This is a genomic window from Herbiconiux dendrobii, assembly GCF_052048175.1.
Taxonomy (GTDB): domain Bacteria; phylum Actinomycetota; class Actinomycetes; order Actinomycetales; family Microbacteriaceae; genus Herbiconiux.
This window is the reverse complement of sequence record NZ_JBLZQV010000004.1, coordinates 386948-403265: the sequence shown is the minus strand read 5'-3', so window position 1 is coordinate 403265 and position 16318 is coordinate 386948. Positions and strand designations below refer to the sequence as shown.

Below are 16318 nucleotides of genomic sequence, written 5' to 3'. Positions count from 1 at the left end.
AGCTGAGCGGGCCCGCACTCACGTGCGGGCCCGCTTTACTGATCGGTCTGCCGCCGAAGGCCTCGCTGCACCATGAATTCGACTGCCCGATTCATCCGGAGGGGGATGAGCCTTGTCGAGGGGTTGCCGGTCGACCAGACGCGGAAGAGCTCGTCGACGAATCCTTGGCCCACGACCTCCACGCCCTCGAAGTCGAGTTCGACCTCGTCGAACTGCTCCAAGCCGGCTGCGAGCCTCTTGGCCTCGCTGCGACTCACGAATTCCGTGCCGCGTTCGAAGAGCTTCACGACCGGACGGGTACGGGCGAACGCGCCATCGATCGTGTAACGATCGAACACGTCGATGAGCGGCCGGCTCGCATCGCGGTCGAAGACCAGCTCCACCGACGTTCCCGCCGCCGAGCCGATGCCGACCGCGGTGTCGTCCCGCTCGTTGTCGACGATCCACCGCAGACCGTTGGCTTCGAGCACGAACACCATGACCGCCTTCGAGGTGAAGAAGATCCCTTCGCCCGTGTGCCGCGTGGGATCGGTTGTCTGCTTACCCTTGCTCAACTCTTCGACGGACGCGTACTCGTCCGGAAGATCCAGCGTGCTCCGGAGGTTCTCGAAGGCTCCGATTCCATCGTCCGCGATCTGCACACGGACGCGTGTGTCTTCGGCAGCTCTGACTGATACGCGCGAGCCCTGAGAATGGTCGATTGCATTGTTGACCATCTCGGTCACTGCGTATGCCGCGATCTGACGAGCTGATCCCCCCAGCTCGAGTACCCGCTGGAGGTCTTGCCAGACGGTGTCCTCAGAGAGTCCCTTCAGTGAGTACTCTCGATCGAAGCGCACGGGAGCACTCCAGTCCGGATGCAGCTCGGTCCACCGACGGAGGAGGCTGTCGCGCTCGTACCGGCGATGTCCGCCTGTCGTCAAGGTCGCCGGCAATGCGCCCTGATCTGTAAGAGATCGGATCGTCTTGATGGACACACCGAGAAGGTGGGCGGCTTTGCCGACAGACAAATCATCCACTTTCGCGTCCCCTCCGGTAGTTTCCTGCGTCAACATACGTCAATTTAGTACAGAAAACTACCCAGCGGTCTGATCTCAGGGAGTATTTTGATCGCGCGCGAGACGAGCGAAGCTGTCAGGAGGCCGGGGCGGGGAGGTTCGGCTGGGGGTACAGCGAGCCCTGGTCGCGCTCGGGCGGGGCGGGCAGCACCAGCTCGCGGTCGCCGAGGGGGCTGGAGAGCGGTATGCGCACCAACCGGAGCGCCTCGGCGTCGGGATCGGTGAGCGAGTCCGCCTCCTTCGCGCCGCAGATCACCACGAAGTCGTCGTTGAGCGTGTAGCCGACGCCCGTGACGGAGACGGTGACCGTGGTGTCCGTCTCCTCGACGAGCACCGGGCCCGGGCGGCATCCGCCGGACAGCACCGCGAGCACCAGGTCGCCGTCGTGCACGTCCGATCCCAGGTCGCCCACGGCATCCTGACCCACGATCGCCGACCGCCACACCTGCAGGCCCTGCTCGACACCGCTGTAGCCGGCCAGCGTGGCCTCGACGTCGTCGACGGGCTGCACCTCGGGATCGAGGTCGATCTGCAGGTCGCCCACCGAGGTGTACCGACCGATGTTCCAGGCCTCCTTCAGTGAGGCGCGGGTCTGGCCCTGCCCCTGCGCCACGAAGAACCAGATCAGCAGGCCGATCGCGACGAGGATCAGCAGCACGCCCGACGCGCGCGTGTAAGCGATCCAGGCACTGCTCGGCTCGGCCTGGTCACCGTTGCGGAGCTGCCAGCGCGAGCCGAACAGCATGGCGCGGGGAGGGGCGAACAGGCACCACAGCCCGAGGAGGGCGGCCACGGCAGAGAAGAGGAGCATCCCTCCAACCTACCGAGCCGGGAGGCGGTCAGCCGGCGGCGCGGGCGTTCGCGGCGGCGCCGGAGGCGGGCTCCGCGAGCACCACGGCGGTGCCGAGTTCGCGGATGGCGGCGGCCGCGGTGTCGTGCAGGCCGTTGTCGGTGATCACGAGGTCGACCTCGTCGACGCCGAAGATGCGGTAGCGGCCGAAGGTGCCGTACTTGGAGGAGCCGGCGACGAGCACCGACTCCGACGAGACGGCGATCGCGGTGGTCTTCAGCTCGATCTTCGACTCGGCGGGCGTCGTGACGCCGCGCTGCAGATCCCAGGAACTCGACGAGACGAAGGCGATGTCGATCGAGAGCTCACGCAGTGTCAGCGCGGCCAGACGCCCGACGGTGGACTGGTTGTTCTTCTCGACCCGGCCGCCGAGCGCGATCAGGTCGACCGTCGGATGATCCAGGAACGAGCCGATCACCGCCAGGTCGTTCGAGACGATCGTCAGGTCGGCCACCGAATCGAGGTAGGGGCGCATCGCCTGGATCGTCGTGCCCGCATCCAGGAAGACCGTCATGCCGTCGCGCACGAGCGAGGCGGCCTCGCGGGCCATTGCATCCTTCTCGATCAGGTCGAGCGCCGCTTTCTCGAGCCGGCTCGGCTCCACCGACAGCCGCGACGAGATCTTCGCCCCGCCGGGCGTGCCCAGCACGCGGCCGGCCGCCTCGAGGGCGGCAATGTCGCGCCGGATGGTCATGTGACTGACCCCGAGCAGGGCGGTGAGCTGGTGATAGCTCATCACCGACTCCCGGCGCAGGTGCTTCACGATGAGTTCGCGACGCTGCTCGGGAATTAGCGGCGTCTCTTCGGAATCGGACACGGCACCTCCTCGATGCGATCAGTTTAGAGGGTGCTGCGGAAGGGCGGGACGGATGCGGCGGGCTGAGAGGGTGCGCCGGCCGGGGCCGCCGTCCACGGCGTTCCCCACTTCTCGCTGAGGGCGCGGATGTCGGCCTCCGGCAGCATCCGGCGGGGATGGCCGCCGGTGAGCAGGGCGATCCGGCAGGCCTCTTCGAGCTCGACGGCCGCTTCGACGGCCCGCGTGACATCCGTGGCGCTGGTGATCTGGCCGTGGTTCGCCAGCAGGGCGGCCTGGAACGGGTAGTCGAGTTCGAGCACGAGCTCGCCGAGTTCGGGGCTGCCGGGCGCGCGGAACGGGATCATCGGCGTCTGGCCGACGCGCATCACGAAGTAGGGCGTGAGGGGCGGCACCGCGCTCAGCTCGCTCCAGGGCTCCAGGCACGACAAGGCGACGGCGTTGGGGGAGTGCACGTGCACCACCGCCGTGTGCGTGGGGTTCTTGCGGTAGAAGGCGAGGTGCAGGGAGGTCTCCTTCGAGGCCTTGGGGCCCTCGAGGTGACGGCCCTCGCGGTCGAGCACCGCGATGTCGCCGCGCCGCAGCCGACCGAGGTCGGTGCCGGTGCCGGTGGCGTAGATGCGGTCGCCGTGGGCCACGCTCACGTTGCCGCTGGAGCCGGGGCTGATGCCGGCGGCCGCGACCCGTGCGCCGGCGGCGACGACGAGGGCGACCGGGTCGGCCAGGTCGATCGCGTCGGTCGCGTCGGCCGACTCAGCTGATTCGGTGGCCGCCGGCCGCGTGGTCGGATCGGTCACGAGAGGGCCTCCCAGGCGGTGGTGAACAGGTCGTCGGCGCCGAAGTTGCCCGATTTCAGGGCCAGCGCGACGGCGGGGGCGGGTGTGTCGGCGTCTGCAGCGCCGGCGACGTCGAGCCCCGAGGTCTCCGACAGCGACCAGCACACGCCGGGTGCGATCTGCGGCCCGATCAGCAGGCGGCGGCAGCCGAGCGCCGTGGTGACCGCGCCCGAGGTCTCGCCCCCGGCCACGACGACCTGCCGCACGCCGAGCTCGGCGACGGCGCGGGCGACCAGCGCCGAGAGCGCGGTCTCGACGGCCTCGCCCGCCTCGGCCGACTTCACGTCGTCGAGCGAGGCCACGGAGTAGACGAGGGGCAGCGCGGTGGCCGGGAGCCCCTCGAGCCACGCCAGAACCTCGCCGACCACGGCATCCGGATCGCCGACCAGCCGCTCGATGTCGAGCTGGTGACCGGATGCGCCCTTCTCCAGCGCGTCGGCGATCTGCGCGCGGGTCTTGGCCGACGCGCTCCCGCACACCACCAGCCGGCGCCCGCCGGGAACGTCGAAACGCTGCGAGGCGGGGTCGTGCTCGCCGTGCATCCCGAACGCCAGGCCGGCGCTGCCGGAGAGCACGCGCCAGCCGGCGGTGGCCGCCTGGATGGTCTCGAGGTCGCGATTGGTCGTGGCATCCACCACCACGTAGGAGGTGCCCGCGGGGACGGCGTCCAGCGCGGTGCTCAGCGCCTCGGCGCCCTGCCAGACGGCGTCGACGGAGACCTCGGCGACGGCCCGCGCGGTCTGCGGGGCGAGGATCTCGGCCGGGCGCGACTGCGTCATCGGGGTGAGGGGATGGTGCCGCATCGGCGAGTCGCTCAGCAGCTGATCGTGCACGAACAGGTGGCCCCGGAAGACGGTTCGCCCGTTGTCGGGGAAGGCCGGGACGACCACGGTGCGCGCTTCGCCCAGCTCGTCGAGCACCGCATCCAGGATCGGCCCGATGTTGCCGGCGGGCGTGGAGTCGAAGGTCGAGCAGTACTTCACGAAGTACTGCTCCGGATGCAGCGACTCCAGTGCGCGGATCGAGGCGAGCGAGCTGCCGACCGCCTCGGCCACCGGCGCGGTGCGGGACTTGAGGGCCACGATCACGGCATCGAGCCCGGTGGCCTCGGCGGTGGAGGGCACCGCCTCGGCGCCCAGCACCACGGCTACCCGGAGGCCCCGTTCGCGGAGCGAGGTGGCGAGGTCGGTGGCGCCGGTGAAGTCGTCGGCGATGGCTCCCAGACGGATCACGGCGGGCTCCCCTTCGAGGTGGCGGACGGTTCGAGGTGGCGGGCGGGCCGCCCTGTCGAGGGGGACGGCCCCGCGACGACCACGCCATTCCACCACATGTGAATCCGTGTTGCAAAGTTTGAAAATCTGATCGGCTTGTGTGTATGGTTGCCCAATCGTCGCGGCGGAGCATCGTGAGTGCCTCGTCGTCGATGACCCCCAGACACTCCAACGCACGGAACGACCCGTGCAGACGGGACCGACGGTGACTTCCCACGCGCTACCCCCGCAGGCTCCGGCCGACATCCGTGTCGCCCTCACCGGCGCCCGGGGCGGATTCGGCCGCACCTTCCTGGCCCAGGTGCGGGCTCTGCCCCGCCTGGTGACCACCCAGTTGATCGACCCCGACAGCGCCGGCGTGCAGCAGATGCTCGACGAGCTGGAGTTCGCCTCGGGGGCCGCCCCCGCCCCCGCCCTCGTCTCCTCGATCGACGACGTCGACTGGAGCGGCATCGACGTGCTCGTCGAGGCCACCGGCCGCATCGACGCCGGCTTCGACTACGCGGCCACCGCCATCGCGCACGGCGTGCACGTGATCATGGTGAGCAAAGAGGTGGAGTCGCTCGCCGGAGTGAGCCTCGCCGCCGCCGCCCGCGACGCCGGCGTGCGCTACCTGCCGGGCGACGGCGACCAGCCCGCCAACCTGCTGCGGCTGCTCGACTGGGTGGAGCGCACGGGCCTGGAGGTCGTGGCGCTCGGCAAGTCCAGCGAGTACGACCTCGTCTACGACCCCGAGGCCGAGACGGTCACGCAGGTCGACGAGACCCTGCTCGCGCCCGATCTCGGCGCCCTGCTGGAGCGCGGCGACGATTTCGCGGCCACGCTCGCCGCCCGCTCCGCGGCGGTTGCGGGTCTCAAGCGCTCCGCCGCCGCCGACTCCTGCGAGATGGCCGTCGTCTCCCTCTACTCCGGCGCCCGCGCCGACGTGGAGGCGATGCACTACCCGGTGGCCCGCCCGGACGAGCTGGCCGACATCTACGCCTCCTGCGCCGACGGGGGCCTGCGCCACCGCGACCGCGTCGTCGACGTGTTCTCGATGCTCCGTCTGCCCGGCGAGGCGAGCTTCGCCGGTGGCGTCTTCGCCGTGGTGAAGACCGGCGACCCGGTCACCTGGGAACTGCTGCGCGGCAAGGGCCACGTGGTGTCGCGTTCCGGCGAGTACGCGTGCATCTACTGGCCCTATCACTTCATGGGCGTCGAGACCGTGCTCTCGGTGCTCGACGCCGCCGACGGCTCCGCAGCCGAGCGGCGGCCCCGCCAGCACACGGTGCTCGCGGCTCGTGCCGCGGTCGACCTCGCGGCCGGCACGCGATTCCGCGTCGAGGGGCACCACCACGAGATCGCGGGCGTCGCTCCCGTCATCATCGACCGCGAGACGGCGGCGCATCCGGATGCCCCGGCCGAGGTCTCCGTCTCGGCCTACTACCTGCTGAGCGGTGCCGTGCTCATGCGCGACGTCGCCGCGGGGGAGCTGATCCTGCTCACCGACCTGGCCGAGACGCCCGAGAGGGCGCAGGCCGCGTTCACCGCCGGGTTCGCGCTGTGAGCGGCACCGAGGCTTCCGGGGCCGGAGCATCCACCGGCGCTGCGGCGGCGGCTCGCGTGGGCCTGCTGCCCGAGGGCTACGACCTGCGGATCCTCGACGCCCACCATCACTTCTGGGACCTCGAGGGCGAGGGCCACTGGCCCTGGATCCAGGACGAGTACAACCCCGACTTCTTCCTCGGCGACTACACGGCCATGCGCCACACCTTCCTGGCCGAGCAGTACCTGGCGGCCACGGCGGGCTGGAACGTGCTCGGCACGGTGCACTGCGAGGCCGAGCGCAGCCGCGACGAGGAGGTCGAGGAGGACGTGTTCCTCGAGGGTCTGCACGCGCTCGACCCGCGGTTCCCCGCGGCGGTCGTGGCGCACGCCTCGTTCCTGCGCGACGACCTCGACGAGGTGCTCGCCGGTCACGCGCAGCATCCGCTGGTGAAGGGCATCCGCTCGAAACCGGTGATCGCCCGCGACGCCCGCGAGGCGGCATCCGGAACCGTCGCCGGGCAGCCCGGAACGCTGCAGGACCCGAACTGGGTCGCCGGCCTACACACGCTCGCCGAGCACGGCTTCTCGTGGGATCTGCGGGTGCCGTTCTACCACCTGGCCGAGGCGGCCGAGGTGGTGGCGGGCATCCCCGGCACGCCGGTGATCGTCAACCACTGCGGCCTGCCGCTCGACCGCAGCGACGAGGGCCTCGCCCTCTGGCGCGACGGGATGCAGCGGCTCGCCGCCCTGCCCAACACCGTGGTGAAGGTCTCCGAACTGGGCCTCTACCGCAACGTCTGGAACCGCGCCTCGAACATCGAGGTCGTGCGCGAGACGCTCGCGATCTTCGGCTTCGAGCGCGCGATGTTCGCCTCCAACCTGCCCGTCGCCACCCTGACGGCCCCGAGCTTCGACGAGGTGATGGAGGTGGTGCTCACCGGCGCCGCCGGAGCATCCGCCGCCCAGCTCGACGATCTGTTCCACCGCACCGCCGCGCGTGTCTACCGCGTATCGCCTCCCACCCTCTCTGCGTCCGCAGACTCCCTCACAGAAAGCTGACGACCCATGACCACCGTCAACGACGACAAGCTGTTCCGGAAGGTGATGCTCCGCGTCCTTCCGCTCGCCATGCTCGGGTTCTTCCTCTCCTATCTCGACCGGGTGAACATCGGTTACGCGCAGGCCACGATGAGCGCCGACCTCGGCTTCTCGTACGCCGTCTACGGCCTCGGTGCCGGCCTGTTCTTCGTGGGGTACTTCATCTTCGAGATCCCCTCGAACCTCATCCTGGCGAAGGTGGGCGCCCGCAAGTGGATCGCGCGCATCATGATCTCCTGGGGCATCATCTCGGGCCTGATGTTCTTCGTGAACAGCGAGTGGATGTTCTACGCCCTGCGCTTCATCCTCGGTGTCGCCGAGGCCGGCTTCATCCCCGGCATCCTGTTCTACATGGCGTCGTGGTTCCCGCCGAGCCGCCGCGGCCGCGCCTGGGGCATCTTCTACATCGCCCTGGCCTCCTCCGGCCTGATCGGCGGACCGGTGTCGGGCGTCATCCTGGCCGGCATGGACGGCGTGGCCGGACACGCGGGCTGGCAGTGGCTGTTCTTCATCGAGGCGATCCCGACGGTGCTGCTGGGCATCGTGATCCTGTTCGCCCTGCAGGAGGACTTCCGCACGGTGAAGTGGCTGAACCCCGCTGAGAAGGATCGCCTCGGCACCCTGCTCGAGGCGGAGGCGCCGGCGGGCGGGCACACGCCCCTGCGCCAGGTGTTCAAGAGCAAGCTGATCTGGATGCTCACGGCCGTGTACTTCTCGTACAACTTCGCGCTCTACGGCATCAGCTTCTGGCTGCCCAACCTGGTGGGCGAGCTCGGCTTCGCCGGGCCCGTGGCGATCGGCTTCATCTCGGCCATCCCGAGCCTCGCGGCGATCGTGTCGATGGTGACCTTCGGGTTCCTCTCCGACCGCGCCGGTGAGCGCAAGAAGTTCATCGCCGCCGCCTTCGTGCTCTCGGCGATCGGCTTCGCGCTGTGCATCGTCGCGGGCACCGAGAACCCGATCCTCGGGGTCATTGGTCTGAGCCTGGCCAACGCCGGTGCCCTGTCGATCCCGGCGATCTTCTGGAGCTTCCAGACCTCGATGCTGGCCGGCACCGCTCTGGCCGGCGGCATCGCGCTGATCAACTCGACCGGCAACCTGGCCGGCTTCGCGGCCCCGTACCTCATCGGCTACGTGAAGGACACCCTGGGCTCGGCCACGGTCGCCCTCTACATCACCGGCGCGATCATGCTGGTGGGCGCCGTGCTGGTGCTCACGATCAAGCGCAGCGGACGGGTGCCGCGCGAGAGCGACGCCCCCGCCCGGATGAAGCAGACCGCCGAGCAGAACAGCATCTGAGGCCCGCCCCGCGCACATCCAGGTCGCGCGATGACGTCTAAAACTCCGGTGATGGACGTGATCGCGCGACCTGGCGGCCGTCAAGAGGCGGGCGAGGTCTCCACGGGGTTCGTGAGGGGCGAGTCGTCTTTGAGGGCGCGGATGTTGCGGGCGATCAACGGGGCGGCGCCGCGCGGGCGGTTGCCGGCCGCGTGGGGGGTGAGCAGCAGGTTCGGCGTGGTCCAGAGCGGCGACGACTCCGGCAGGGGCTCCTGCACCATCACGTCGAGGGCGGCTGCCCGCAGACGTCCCGACGTCAGCGCTTCGATCAACGCCGGCTCGTCGACGGTGGCGCCGCGGCCCACGTTCACGAAGACGGCACCCGGCTTGAGTGCGCTCAGCAGCTCGGCGCCGAACGCCCCCTCGGTCTCCGGGGTGGCCGGCAGCAGCGAGATCAGCACGTCGACTCCCGCGAGGTGCGCCGGGAGCCCGGCGTCGTCGACCACCGGGTACCCGTCGCGCTCGCCCGCCGACGAGGCCACGCCGGTCACGGTCGCCCCCAGCAGCTCCAGCATCGGCGCGAGCGTGCGCGCGATCGAGCCGAAGCCCCAGATGCACACCGTCGCGCCCGCGAGCGTGTAGAGCGACTCGGTCGACGGATCGCGCTGGGCCTCCAGGAACTCCTCGTCCCACCGCGACTCGCGCTGCGCGTCCCGCATCCGGTCCAGCCGGCGGATCACCGCGAGGGTCAGGGCGAGCGTGTGCTCGGCCACCGTGGCGTCGTGCAGCGACCGGCCGGACGCGACGGCGACCGAGGGCGCGAAGCCGGCGGCGAGCACCGCATCCGGACCCGCCGCGAGCGTCTGCACCAGGCGCAGCGAGCCGAGCGAGCGTGCGGCTTCCGCCAGGTTCTCGCCCGTGTTGCGCCAGGCCACCAGCATCTCGGCGTCATATGCCGCTTCGGGTATGGAGCCCGCGGCGTCGTACACCACCAGGTCGTCGTCGGGATCGACGGTCAGGTCGCTCAGGTCGATGGTGTCGGGGATGAGGATCTTCATGGCCGCCTTAGGAGAGGAACATCGGACTGCTTCGATCGTGGCACACCGACCCCACCGCGTGCAGCGAGCACGGCGGAGGTGCGGCACGGGAGCCGCTCCGGATGCGAGACGATGGAAGCATGACCGCAACACTCGTCGCCAAGGGTCTGGCCGGAGGCCACGACCATCGCACCCTGTTCAGCGGGCTCGACCTCGTCGTCGCGCCCGGCGACGTCGTCGGGGTGGTCGGTGCCAACGGGGCCGGCAAGTCCACGCTGCTGCGCATCCTGGCCGGCATCGACGCGCCCCAGGAGGGGACCGTGTCGCTGGCTCCGGCCGATGCGTTCATCGGCTGGCTCCCGCAGGAGCACGAGCGGATCGGCGGCGAGAGCGTGGCCGAGTACGTGGGCCGCCGCACCGGAACCACGCAGGCCACGGCCGAGATGGATGCCGCGGCGGCAGCCCTCGGCGACACCGCGCCGGCGGGCCCGGGCGCTCCTGACCCGGCCGACGTCTACTCCACGGCGCTGGATCGCTGGCTCGCCAGCGGGGCCGCCGACCTCGACGAACGGCTGCCGATCGTGCTGGCCGAGCTCGGGCTGTCGCTGTCCGCCGACGCGCTGATGACCGACCTCTCCGGCGGACAGGCCGCGCGCGTGGGCCTCGCCGCCCTGCTGCTGTCCCGCTTCGACGTCGTGCTGCTCGACGAGCCCACCAACGACCTCGATCTGGACGGGCTCGAGCGGCTCGAAGGCTTCATCCGCGGCATCCGGGGCGGTGTGGTGCTGGTGAGTCACGACCGCGAGTTCCTCGCCTCGAGCGTCACCCGGGTGCTGGAGCTGGATCTCGCGCAAGGCACCAAGCGGGTCTACGGCGGCGGCTACGACGCCTTCCTCGAGGAGCGTGCCACGGCCAAGCGGCACGCGCGGGAGGAGTACGACGAGTTCGCCGACAAGAAGGCCGACCTCGTAGCGCGGGCCCGCACCCAGCGGGAGTGGTCGAGCCAGGGCGTGCGGAACGCGATGAAGAAGGCGCCCGACAACGACAAGATCCGGCGCAAGGCCTCGGCCGAGTCCAGCGAGAAGCAGGCGCAGAAGGTGCGCCAGATGGAGAGCCGCATCGCGCGGCTCGACGAGGTGGAGGAGCCGCGTAAGGAGTGGCAGCTGCAGTTCACCATCGGATCGGCGCCCCGCTCGTCGTCGGTGGTGTCGACGCTGTCCGGGGCCGTGGTGCGGCAGGGGTCGTTCACGCTAGGCCCGGTGTCGCTGCAGGTCGACGCCGGCGACCGGATCGGCATCACCGGGCCCAACGGTGCCGGCAAGTCGACACTGCTGCGGCTGCTGCTCGGGCGCGTGGAGCCCTCGGAGGGGCTCGCGAGCCTGGGGGCGAGCGTCGCGATCGGCGAGATCGACCAGGCCCGCGCCGTGCTCGCCGGCGCGGGGGAGGCCTCGCTCGCCGAGAGCTTCGAGGCGCAGGTGCCCGACTGGCCGGTGGCCGAGGTGCGCACGCTGCTGGCCAAGTTCGGGCTGAAGGCCGATCACGTGGGCCGATCCGTCGACGAGCTCTCGCCGGGTGAGCGCACGCGGGCGGGCCTCGCGCTGCTGCAGGCGCGCGGCGTGAACCTGCTCGTGCTCGACGAGCCCACCAACCACCTCGACCTCGTGGCGATCGAGCAGCTCGAAGAGGCCCTCGAGTCGTACACCGGCACGCTGCTGCTGGTCACCCACGACCGGCGGATGCTCGACACCGTGCGCCTGAACCGCCACTGGCACGTCGAGGCGGGTCAGGTGAGCGAGCGCTAGGCTCGCGGCATGTCCTCCTCCAGGCGAAGCCGTCGCGGATCGCGGCCGGCCGGCTCGCACGGTGACGGGTCGCGATTGTCGATCCGGTCGCGCGATTCCCTGCTGTCGATCGGCTCGCGCGGCTCGGTGCTGTCGGTCGGCAGCGTGGGTTCGTTCTGCTCCCTCGGCAGCGTCGGCTCGGCGTTCTCGATCGGGTCGCTCGGCTCGGCCGCATCCGTTCTCTCGGTGGGCTCGTTCCTCGGCGTCGTGGCCGTGCTGTCGTCGCGGTCGGTGCGGGCGGTGCTGTCGTCGGCGACGCGGGGCGGCGTGCTGCGGGGCGGTGCCGGGCGGCAGGGGCGCGCGGCGTCCTGAGGGTGAGGCCGTAGCGCGGGCCGGGACTCCGTCGTGTCGTCGAATGCCCTGGTCGGGCGCGGATCAGCACGGACTCTTCCCCTGGAACGCGTTCTCCGGCACACTGTTCGCGTGAGGCTCTTCAGGGGAGTTGCAGTCTTCGCGTCGGCCGCCGCGCTGGCGCTGTTCGGAGCGGTGCCCGTGGCGATGGCCGACGGGATCGCGCCGACCGTCACGGTGAACCAGGGTGCGGGGCAGGCGGATCCGACGGCGACGTCGCCGATCGTGTTCGACGTCGTGTTCTCGGAGCCGGTGACGGGTCTGACGCCGGCGGACTTCAGCTCGACGGGAACGACCGCCGGGGGGATCCTTCTCCTGGATCTCGAGGGTTCGGGTACGACCTACACGGCGTCGGTGTCGGGGATGACCACGGCAGGCGACGTAGTGCTGACGTTGCCCGCGGGTGCGGCGCAGGATGCCGAGTTCGACGACAGCGCGGCGTCGACGGCGACCGACAACACGGTCACTTGGGCGCCGCCGCCCCCGGACACGACGGCGCCGACCGTGACGGTGAACCAGGGTGCGGCGCAGGCGGATCCGACGGCGACGTCGCCGATCGTGTTCGACGTGGTGTTCTCGGAGCCGGTGACGGGGTTGACGCCTGCCGATTTCAGCTCGACCGGGACCACCGCGGGCGGAGTTCTTCTGCTGGATCTTGAGGGTTCGGGGGCGACGTATACGGCGTCGGTGTCGGGGACGACGACTGCAGGCGACGTAGTGCTGACGTTGCCCGCGGGTGCGGCGCAGGCGGATCCGCCAACGACGTCGCCGACCGTGTTCGACGTGGTGTTCTCGGAACCGGTGCCGGGGTTGACGCCTGCCGATTTCAGCTCGACCGGGATCACCGCGGGCGGAGTTCGTCTGCTGGATCTTGAGGGTTCGGAGGCGACGTATACGGCGTCGGTGTCGGGGATGACGACTGCAGGCGACGTGGTGCTCACGTTGCTGGCCGGTGCGGCGCAGGATGCCGCGTTCAACGATTCGGCGGCGTCGACGGCGACTGACAACACGGTCTCCTGGGCGCCGCCGCCCCCGGACACCACCGCGCCGACCGTGACCGTGAACCAGGGTGCGGCGCAGGCGGATCCGACGGCGACGTCGCCGATCGTCTACGACGTCGTGTTCTCGGAGCCGGTGACGGGTCTGACGCCGGCGGACTTCAGTTCGACCGGGACCACCGCCGGTGGGATCCTTCTTCTCGATCTCAAGGGTTCGGGGGCGACGTATACGGCGTCGGTGTCGGGGATGACGACGGCGGGCGACGTGGTGCTGACGTTGCCGGCCGGTGCGGCGCAGGATGCCGCGTTCAACGATTCGGCGGCGTCGACCGCGACTGACAACACGGTCACTTGGGCGCCGCCGCCGCCCGACACCACTGCACCGACCGTGATCGTGCACCAANATACGGCGTCGGTGTCGGGGATGACGACTGCAGGCGACGTGGTGCTCACGTTGCTGGCCGGTGCGGCGCAGGATGCCGCGTTCAACGATTCGGCGGCGTCGACGGCGACTGACAACACGGTCTCCTGGGCGCCGCCGCCCCCGGACACCACCGCGCCGACCGTGACCGTGAACCAGGGTGCGGCGCAGGCGGATCCGACGGCGACGTCGCCGATCGTCTACGACGTCGTGTTCTCGGAGCCGGTGACGGGTCTGACGCCGGCGGACTTCAGTTCGACCGGGACCACCGCCGGTGGGATCCTTCTTCTCGATCTCAAGGGTTCGGGGGCGACGTATACGGCGTCGGTGTCGGGGATGACGACGGCGGGCGACGTGGTGCTGACGTTGCCGGCCGGTGCGGCGCAGGATGCCGCGTTCAACGATTCGGCGGCGTCGACCGCGACTGACAACACGGTCACTTGGGCGCCGCCGCCGCCCGACACCACTGCACCGACCGTGATCGTGCACCAAGGTGCGGGGCAGGCGGATCCGACGGCGACGTCGCCGATCGCGTTCGACGTGGCGTTCTCCGAGCCGGTGACCGGACTCACCGCCACGGATTTCTCGACGGCCGGCACGACGGCCGGGGGAGTGCTGACGCTGTCTCTCTCGGGGACGGGCACGGTCTACACGGTCTCGGTGTCCGGCATGACCACGGCGGGCGACGTGGTTCTGACGCTACCGGCCGGCTCCGCCCAGGATGCCGCCGCCAACGCCAGCACGGCCTCCAGCTCGACCGACAACACGGTCTCCTGGGCCCCGCCGCCGCCCGACACGACGGCTCCGAGCGTGACCGTGGAGCAGGCCGCCGCGCAGGCCGACCCGGCGACCACCGCCCCGATCCGCTTCGACGTCACCTTCTCCGAGCCCGTCACCGGCCTCGCGGCCTCGGACTTCTCGACCACGGGATCGACCGCCGGCGGCACCTTGACGGTGGAGCTGACGGGATCCGGTGACTCGTACACGGCCTCGGTCGCGGGCATGACGACCGCCGGCGACGTCACGCTCTCGCTGCCCGCCGGGGCAGCTGCCGACGGTGCGGGCAACCTCAGCCTCGCCTCGACCTCGACGGATGCGGTGGTCACCTGGGCGGTCGCGGCGCCGCCGACCACCCCCACCCCCACCCCGACCCCCACCCCGGAACCGACACCCGGCCCCGGACCCGGCGTCACTCCGGCACCGGGAAACGGCGGATCGGGCGGAACGGGCGGGTCGGGATCCGCCGGTCCCTCCGGTGGCAGGGGTGGTGGAGGCCTGGCCGACACCGGCTGGAACGCACTCCCGCTGCTGCTGATCGCGGGCGCGGGCGTGTTGATGGGGCTGCCGCTGGTCGTCGCGCGCCGCCGCCGTCCGAGCTAGAACGGCACTGAGACCGCAGGGGTCGGTCGGATGGGATCGTCAGGATCCCGTCCTAGTGTGTGGGCATGAAGCAGGATGAGACTCCGCCCACCGTCATCATCGTGGAGCCCACGGGCGACGCGGGCGCCGGCCCGAACGGTGCCGCGGCGCCCGACGACGTGAGGAGCGCGGCGAAGAACCTCGGGCGCGCGGTGGGGCGGGCCGCAGGCCGCAGCGCCGGGCGCGCGGCCCGCGGCACGCGGGAGCGCATCCGGCGCAACCCGACCGCGGATGCCGTGTACCGCACGGGGGTCGGCGTGGTGGGCGGCGGTACCGTGGCGCTCGGCGTCGCGATGATCCCGCTGCCCGGCCCCGGCGTGCTGGTGGCCCTCGGCGGGCTGGGCATCCTCTCGACCGAGTTCGAGGGCGCCAAGAAGGCCCGCACGAAGGCGAACGCCGCCGCCAAGAAGGGCTTCGACGCCGCCAAGTCCGCGCGCGACCGCCGCCGTGCCGCGCAAGCCGCGCCCGACAGCTCCGCCCGCTGAGGCTCTTCGCACAGGCCGAACACCCGTCGATCCGTCAGTTTGTGCCCATCAGGAGCCCGAATAACGGCACTAGGTGACGGGTCGGTGGATGGTGCGGGACTTCGCGACGGTGGGGCGGGACTTCGCGACGGTGGGGCGGGACTTGGAGACGGCGGGGCGGCTCTGCTCGTCAGCGCCTGGGCTGCGGGGACGCAGCGGCCGCGGCCTCCGCTCGGCGCTGGGTGCGTGCGGCATCGGCGTCGGCGGCCTCCTGCACCGTGGGGGCGGTGCCGCCGAGGTCGCGCGGCTGCCACCACTGGCCCGTGCCGTCGACCGGGTAGGCGGCCTGCAGGCCGGCCGTCAGCTCCTGCAACTGCGTGCGCAGCTCGGCGGTCTTCTCCGGCACCGAGTCGTCAGGGCTCACGGAGATCGGGGCGCCGAACGCGAAGTCGACCGGAACGCCCACTCGGTCACGCATCCGGATCTTCCGGTTCTTGGTGAGCAGCCGTTGCCCGCCCCAGACCGCCACCGGGATGACCGGCACTCCGGCCTCGGCCGCGAGCCGCACGGCTCCCGACTTGAGCTCGCGCACGGTGAAGCTCGCGCTCACGCCGGCCTCGGGGAAGACGCCGATGATCTCGCCCCGGCGCAGCGCCTCGACGGCCTGCGCGTACGCCTCGCCGCCCGCCGCCATGTCGACCGAGATGTGCTTCATGCCCCGCAGGAGGGCGCCCACCACGGGCTTGTCGAAGGCGCGCTTGGTGGCCATGAACCGCACCCGGCGGCGGTTGTGCAGCCAGGTCTGCCACTCCACCAGGGCGAACTCGAGGTAGCCGAAGTGCGTCATGGCGAAGACGGCGCCGCCGGTGGCGGGGATGTTCGCCTGGCCCGTGGCGCGGTGCTTCACGCGCAGGGCGGCGAACACGGTGCGGCCGATCCCGATCGCGGCGGTGTAGACGGGCTCGGCGGGACGTCGTCGGGTCATGCCCCCCACCGTACGCGGCCTCCCTGCGGAACCGGTGTGCCGGCTCCGGATGCGAGCGGCCGCGCGCCGA

The 16318-nt window shown here is 71.0% G+C and carries 14 protein-coding genes; 7 read left to right on the top strand and 7 right to left on the bottom strand.

Going from position 1 to position 16318, the window contains the following annotated elements; genetic code table 11:
- Window positions 1–35 precede the first annotated feature (35 nt).
- From ACN4JJ_RS14685 to otnK, 5 genes are all read right to left on the bottom strand, one after another.
- Window positions 36–1055 carry an STAS-like domain-containing protein gene (locus tag ACN4JJ_RS14685; RefSeq protein WP_440710628.1) on the bottom strand — a complete coding sequence of 340 codons (1020 nt, stop codon included), beginning with the start codon at window positions 1053–1055 and terminating at the stop codon, window positions 36–38.
- 79 nt (window positions 1056–1134) lie between these two features.
- A complete protein-coding gene (locus tag ACN4JJ_RS14680) occupies window positions 1135–1869 on the bottom strand; it encodes a DUF6199 family natural product biosynthesis protein (RefSeq protein ID WP_440710627.1) in 735 nt (244 codons plus the stop codon).
- 28 nt (window positions 1870–1897) lie between these two features.
- Window positions 1898–2725 (bottom strand): DeoR/GlpR family DNA-binding transcription regulator, encoded by an 828-nt coding sequence (locus ACN4JJ_RS14675; RefSeq protein ID WP_440710626.1) that lies wholly within the window; start codon window positions 2723–2725, stop codon window positions 1898–1900.
- Between the two features lie 23 nt (window positions 2726–2748).
- Complete coding sequence (locus tag ACN4JJ_RS14670) at window positions 2749–3519, bottom strand: class II aldolase/adducin family protein (RefSeq protein WP_440710625.1); 771 nt, start codon at window positions 3517–3519, stop codon at window positions 2749–2751.
- Window positions 3516–4790 carry a 3-oxo-tetronate kinase gene (gene otnK, locus ACN4JJ_RS14665; protein ID WP_440710624.1) on the bottom strand — a complete coding sequence of 425 codons (1275 nt, stop codon included), beginning with the start codon at window positions 4788–4790 and terminating at the stop codon, window positions 3516–3518. The genes ACN4JJ_RS14670 and otnK overlap by 4 nt, the downstream gene beginning before the upstream one ends.
- A gap of 244 nt (window positions 4791–5034) precedes the next feature.
- Here otnK and ACN4JJ_RS14660 point away from each other — a divergent pair, with 244 nt between their 5' ends.
- From ACN4JJ_RS14660 to ACN4JJ_RS14650, 3 genes are read left to right on the top strand one after another with little or no spacing between them, the layout of a single operon-like run.
- Window positions 5035–6375, top strand: coding sequence for a homoserine dehydrogenase (locus ACN4JJ_RS14660; RefSeq protein WP_440710623.1), 1341 nt, complete (start codon window positions 5035–5037; stop codon window positions 6373–6375).
- Window positions 6372–7415: an amidohydrolase family protein gene (locus ACN4JJ_RS14655; protein ID WP_440710622.1), complete on the top strand. Its 1044-nt coding sequence runs from the start codon at window positions 6372–6374 to the stop codon at window positions 7413–7415. Before ACN4JJ_RS14660 ends, ACN4JJ_RS14655 begins: the two co-directional genes overlap by 4 nt.
- Window positions 7416–7421: 6 nt before the next feature.
- Window positions 7422–8753: an MFS transporter gene (locus ACN4JJ_RS14650; RefSeq protein ID WP_440710621.1), complete on the top strand. Its 1332-nt coding sequence runs from the start codon at window positions 7422–7424 to the stop codon at window positions 8751–8753.
- Between the two features lie 80 nt (window positions 8754–8833).
- Here the strand turns inward: ACN4JJ_RS14650 and ACN4JJ_RS14645 are convergent, their stop codons facing one another.
- Window positions 8834–9790, bottom strand: a complete 957-nt coding sequence (locus ACN4JJ_RS14645) for an NAD(P)-dependent oxidoreductase (protein ID WP_440710620.1) — start codon at window positions 9788–9790, stop codon at window positions 8834–8836.
- A 119-nt stretch (window positions 9791–9909) separates the two neighbouring features.
- Here ACN4JJ_RS14645 and ACN4JJ_RS14640 point away from each other — a divergent pair, with 119 nt between their 5' ends.
- From ACN4JJ_RS14640 to ACN4JJ_RS14625, 4 genes are all read left to right on the top strand, one after another.
- Window positions 9910–11571, top strand: coding sequence for an ABC-F family ATP-binding cassette domain-containing protein (locus tag ACN4JJ_RS14640; RefSeq protein ID WP_440710619.1), 1662 nt, complete (start codon window positions 9910–9912; stop codon window positions 11569–11571).
- Between the two features lie 9 nt (window positions 11572–11580).
- The gene (locus ACN4JJ_RS14635) at window positions 11581–11922 is read left to right on the top strand and encodes a hypothetical protein (RefSeq protein ID WP_440710618.1); all 342 of its coding nucleotides are present in this window, start codon (window positions 11581–11583) and stop codon (window positions 11920–11922) included.
- Window positions 11923–12108: 186 nt separating this feature from the next.
- Window positions 12109–14760 (top strand): beta strand repeat-containing protein, encoded by a 2652-nt coding sequence (locus ACN4JJ_RS14630; RefSeq protein ID WP_440710835.1) that lies wholly within the window; start codon window positions 12109–12111, stop codon window positions 14758–14760.
- Between the two features lie 65 nt (window positions 14761–14825).
- Complete coding sequence (locus ACN4JJ_RS14625) at window positions 14826–15284, top strand: PGPGW domain-containing protein (RefSeq protein ID WP_440710617.1); 459 nt, start codon at window positions 14826–14828, stop codon at window positions 15282–15284.
- Between the two features lie 169 nt (window positions 15285–15453).
- Here ACN4JJ_RS14625 and ACN4JJ_RS14620 read toward each other — a convergent pair whose 3' ends face one another.
- A complete protein-coding gene (locus tag ACN4JJ_RS14620) occupies window positions 15454–16248 on the bottom strand; it encodes a lysophospholipid acyltransferase family protein (RefSeq protein ID WP_440710616.1) in 795 nt (264 codons plus the stop codon).
- Between the last annotated feature and the right edge of the window lie 70 nt (window positions 16249–16318).

What these genes read in the sequence shown, in the direction of transcription:
- ACN4JJ_RS14685 (WP_440710628.1), bottom strand. Translation starts at nt 1,055, where the DNA reads ATGTTGACGCAGGAAACTACCGGAGGGGACGCGAAAGTGGATGATTTG.
- ACN4JJ_RS14620 (WP_440710616.1), bottom strand. Translation starts at nt 16,248, where the DNA reads ATGACCCGACGACGTCCCGCCGAGCCCGTCTACACCGCCGCGATCGGG.
- ACN4JJ_RS14645 (WP_440710620.1), bottom strand. Translation starts at nt 9,790, where the DNA reads ATGAAGATCCTCATCCCCGACACCATCGACCTGAGCGACCTGACCGTC.
- ACN4JJ_RS14680 (WP_440710627.1), bottom strand. Translation starts at nt 1,869, where the DNA reads ATGCTCCTCTTCTCTGCCGTGGCCGCCCTCCTCGGGCTGTGGTGCCTG.
- ACN4JJ_RS14650 (WP_440710621.1), top strand. Translation starts at nt 7,422, where the DNA reads ATGACCACCGTCAACGACGACAAGCTGTTCCGGAAGGTGATGCTCCGC.
- ACN4JJ_RS14635 (WP_440710618.1), top strand. Translation starts at nt 11,581, where the DNA reads ATGTCCTCCTCCAGGCGAAGCCGTCGCGGATCGCGGCCGGCCGGCTCG.
- ACN4JJ_RS14625 (WP_440710617.1), top strand. Translation starts at nt 14,826, where the DNA reads ATGAAGCAGGATGAGACTCCGCCCACCGTCATCATCGTGGAGCCCACG.
- ACN4JJ_RS14640 (WP_440710619.1), top strand. Translation starts at nt 9,910, where the DNA reads ATGACCGCAACACTCGTCGCCAAGGGTCTGGCCGGAGGCCACGACCAT.